The sequence below is a fragment of the Duganella rhizosphaerae genome, assembly GCF_040364205.1.
GTDB lineage: Bacteria > Pseudomonadota > Gammaproteobacteria > Burkholderiales > Burkholderiaceae_D > Rugamonas > Rugamonas rhizosphaerae.
Genome location: NZ_BPWK01000040.1, coordinates 1 through 4,467, shown reverse-complemented (window position 1 = coordinate 4,467; position 4,467 = coordinate 1). Strand labels below are relative to the sequence as shown.

The 4,467-nt window shown below is 59.2% G+C and carries 3 protein-coding genes; 2 read left to right on the top strand and 1 reads right to left on the bottom strand.

Annotation, left to right across the window (positions count from 1 at the left end; translation table 11 throughout):
- Positions 1 to 186 precede the first annotated feature (186 nt).
- Positions 187 to 1,551 carry a sodium-dependent transporter gene (locus tag RUGAMON1_RS32450; protein WP_445234391.1) on the top strand — a complete coding sequence of 455 codons (1,365 nt, stop codon included), beginning with the start codon at positions 187 to 189 and terminating at the stop codon, positions 1,549 to 1,551.
- 83 nt (positions 1,552 to 1,634) lie between these two features.
- Positions 1,635 to 2,846 (top strand): sensor histidine kinase, encoded by a 1,212-nt coding sequence (locus tag RUGAMON1_RS32445; RefSeq protein WP_445234390.1) that lies wholly within the window; start codon positions 1,635 to 1,637, stop codon positions 2,844 to 2,846.
- A 17-nt stretch (positions 2,847 to 2,863) separates the two neighbouring features.
- Here the strand turns inward: RUGAMON1_RS32445 and RUGAMON1_RS32440 are convergent, their stop codons facing one another.
- Entirely contained in the window at positions 2,864 to 4,282 is a 1,419-nt protein-coding gene (locus RUGAMON1_RS32440) for a DUF4214 domain-containing protein (protein WP_445234389.1), read from the bottom strand.
- Between the last annotated feature and the right edge of the window lie 185 nt (positions 4,283 to 4,467).

Here is a 4,467-nt window from a genome sequence, read left to right as displayed (position 1 = left end):
GCGAAGAAGAAAGAGTATGAAGCGTTTAGATCGTTTCGTCAACCCCTACTTTTTCTCGCTTCACTCAGCAACATGCGCTGTGTTCTGCGAGGGGGCGGACTATAGCAAAGCCCCCGCCATATCCGCAAGGCCTTTTTTCGAACTGCTACAATCGCGCCCTTTATGTACATGGCAGGAAGACATCCAATGACCAATCACACCATCAAGCGCGGCGGCTTCAGCTCCAGCTTCGGCGTACTCGCAGCGACGCTGGGATCGGCCGTAGGGCTTGGTAATATATGGAAGTTCCCTTATCTGACCGGCGCCAACGGCGGCGCTGGCTTCCTGCTGATCTACCTGCTCGCCACTCTGGTCATCGGCCTGCCCGTCATGATTGCGGAGATCACGATGGGCCGCGCGGCTAAAGCGAATCCGATTACGGCGCTGCAAAATCTCAGCCCGAAAAAAGGTCTGCCGTGGTGGCTGGTCGGCGTGGCAGGCATGGCGGCGGCCTTCCTGATCCTGTCCTTCTATTCCGAAGTGGTGGCCTGGGTATTCGCTTACGTATTCAAGGCCATCGGCGGCTCCATCCTGAGCAGCGACCGCCATGTCACCGAAGGCGCTTTCAGCGCGCTGATCGCCGACCCGGTGCAGTCGCTGTTGTGGCAATGGGGCGTGCTGGCCTTCATCGGCGGCATCCTGCTGATGGGTGTCACCAAAGGCATCGAGGGTATCGCAAAAAAACTGATGCCCATCTTGTTCCTGCTGTTGCTGGTGCTGTGCGCGGTCAGCCTGTCGCTGGACAAAGCGGTCGACGGCCTGGCCTTCCTGTTCCGCCCCGACTTCAGCAAGATCACGGCGGGCGTCATCCTGACTGCGATGGGCCTGGCGTTCTTCAAGCTGTCGCTGGGCATGGGCACGATGATGACCTACGGCTCCTACTTCCGCGACGACCAGAATATTCCGCAAACCACGCTGCGCGTGATGGCCGCCGACCTGTGCGTCTCCATGTTGGCGGGCATCGCGATCTTCCCGGCGGTGTTTACTTTCGGCTTCGAACCGGCGGCAGGTCCGGCCCTGGTGTTCATCACTATCCCCGCCGTGTTCTCGCAGATTCCCGGCGGCCAGTTATTGATGGTCGCCTTCTTCGTGTTGGCATCGGTGGCCGCTACGGGTGCGATGCTGTCGCTGATGGAAGTGCCGGTCGTGATCTTGCACGAACGTTTCGGCCTCAGCCGTGCGAAGGCCACGCTGCTGACCATCGCCGGCCTGATGCTGCTTGGCTCCAGCTGCGCGTTGACCAACAATGTACTGGCCGAATTCAAACTGTTCGGCATGAATATGTTCGACCTGTTCGACTTCGTCTCTTCCAACGTGTTGCTGCCGCTGGGCGGCATCTTGCTGGCTGTGTTTGTAGGGTGGGTATGGGGCGCCGACAAGTTTGGCCAGGCACTGTCGAACCAGGGCACATTGACCAACCGGACCACGATACGCATCGTCTTCTTCCTGCTGCGCTATATCTCGCCAGTACTGATTCTTTTGGTAATGTTGAAGGGATTGAATTTGCTGTAGGCGCAACGCTCCCGCTCTTTTTTCACCGCCGCCGGAACAGTATGCATATACTATCTCCACCGCGAATATCCTCAGGCTGCGTGATGAACCAGAGCGAGATCCCCGTAGTGCCGATGCCGACGATACTCATCGTCGATGACTCTCTTTCGTATCTGGCGGCCCTGCTGGACCGGCTTGAACGGCACGGCTTCATGATCGTGCTGGCGCAAACCGCCGCCGAAGGTTTGATGCGCGCGGAATTCGCCGAGCCCGATCTGATCCTGCTCGATGTCGTCATGCCCGGCATCGACGGCTTCGAAGCTTGCCGGCGCCTCAAGGCCGGCAAGGCCACCAAGGATATCCCGGTCATCTTCATGACCGGCCTGACCGACCCCAAGCAAAAAGTCACCGGCTTCGATGCCGGCGGCGTGGACTACATCACCAAACCATTCCAGATCGAAGAGGTGCTGGCGCGCATCAACACCCATCTGGCGCTGCGCCGCGCCAACCGCGAATTGCAGGACATGATCGCCACGCTGGACAAGGCGCGCGAAGACCTGGTGCGCAACGAACGCCTGGCCGGTCTGGGCGCCATGGTGGCCGGCATCGCCCACGAGCTCAATACGCCGATCGGCAACAGCCTGATGGCCTCCACCACGTTTGAAATGCAGACCGGCGATATCACCAAGCACCTGACGACGGAAGGCGGCATCACCCGCAAGGAATTTGAGAGTTACATCCAGAATGCACAACTGTCGGTGGATATCCTGAGCCGCAATCTGCATCGCGCGGCGGACATCGTCACCAACTTCAAACAGGTGGCGGTCGACCAGACCAGCTCGCAACGACGCAGCTTTTTGTTGGCCGAGGTGGTGGCCGGCAATGTGCTGACATTGCAGCCGACGATCAAGCGCACGCCATTCGTGATACAGCAAAGGATACCGCCGGACCTGATGATGGAAAGCTACCCCGGCCCCATCGGGCAGGTGATTTCCAACCTGATCAACAACGCCATCTTGCACGGCTACGAAGGCCGCGGCGAAGGCCTGATCGACATCTCGGCCAGCCTCTCCCCGCAGGGCCTGGTGACGTTATCGGTTGAGGACCACGGCGTCGGTATCAAGAAGGACTACCTGTCGCGCATCTTCGATCCCTTCTTCACCACCAAGCTGGGGGTGGGAGGCTCAGGCCTGGGCCTGAATATCGTCCACAACATCGTCACCGAAATCCTGGGCGGCACCATTGACGTTGTTAGCGAGACCGGCGGCGGCACCCGGTTTACATTGACGCTGCCGATGCTGGCGCCAACGCGCTAGCATCGGCGCCACGTGCTTTACTCCTGCGACCACAGCGACAGCGCGCCGGCCGCTGTCGTGGCACTTGCGGCGGTGACGGTCGGCGTCTCAGGCGGAACGCCGGTGTGCGACATCGTCCGGCTGACGATCGCATACTTGATCGAGCCGTCCGCCTTGGTGTAGCGATAAGCGCGCCAGGAAAGATCCCTGACCGTCAGACTGCCTGCCAGTACACCATTCAACGCGGTCTGCACCGAGGCGACCGGATATATTTTAGTACCACCTGTATCGGTCACCGCTGCGGAGCCATCCAGAGCGAACACAATATTTTGCGTAGTGACGACACCGCAATCTTCACGGTAGGTAGCCAGCGTCTGCCCTGCCAGCTCCTGGGCGGAAGTAATCATCTGCGCCGCATTCAGCACCAGCAAGTCCGTTGATTTATTGCGGGCGCCGTCGGTCGCCGCATCCGTCGCGGCCTGACACAGCATCAGCATCGTAGGGGAAGTGCCGTCAGGCTGGCTGGCAACCGACGCTGAGGCAACGATGGGCGCGTCATACGACACGGCGGGGTTGCTTGATGCCGTGAGTTTGGCGAAGCCAATCTGGCGCTCGCCCAATCCGAACACCAACTTGCCGCTAGGGACGGGAATTGTCCCGCGCCCGAACGACAGCCAGTACCGCACTGGCGTCGCTATCTCGCTGTAGACGTTCTGGAAGGCGGTGTAGCGCAGCAAGCTGGTCGGTGCTATGTCCTGGGCTATCGACTGCACCGCCGCATCAATCACAGCCTGGTACGCTGCCAGATCGGTGGTCGCATTGACCTGGGCCAGCAAGTCGGCGCCAGTGACACCTTTGGGCGAAGTATCCGTCAAGCCCGCAGCGGTCAGCGCGGCCATGAAGCGGGTCGCGACTTCGTTCTTTTTTGCCAGGGCGACCTGGTCATCGCCTTGCGCGCCGACAAGAATGGCCAGCGCGGCAAATGATCGGGTGATGGCCTGCCTATCCAACGCGGCAACCCAGAAATTCTGACCTCCGCCATCGGCATAGCGTCCAAATAAATTGATATAAACAGTATTAACGAATTCGGCGTTGGTGCCGGCATACAGGTCGGACGCTTCATTACTTCGTCCAAATCCATCGAGCACCGTTTTGACGGTGGCATCGCTGCCGTAGGCAGCGTAGAAGGCGGACGCGGTAACAGGCAGATTAAGATTATCAAAGACACCAGTCCAGAAAGCCAGTCCGCCACTGTCGGGGACGCGGCCATAATAGGCCAGGTAGAGCGCCTGGACCATTGCGGCATGTGCGGAGGCGGTGGGCGGCGCGGTCGGTCCTGCGGCGCCCATGCGCATGCCTGCGGTGCGTGGAGCCGTACTGTCCACATTCGAACCGCCACAGGCGGTCAGCAAAACGGCGATCAGGCTCAAAGAGGCCCATTGTAGTTGGCGTTGCATGATTGTCTCCCCAATGAAATAATTACCAAATAATACACGTTAATTATTTTCTATGGTGCAAACACAAGCATTCAAACGAAAAAAAGCCCACCAGGATCACCTGGTGGGCTTTTTAGTATAACTAGCCTGACGATAACCTACTTTCACACTGGTTGCAGCACTATCATCGGCGCAGAGTTGTTTCA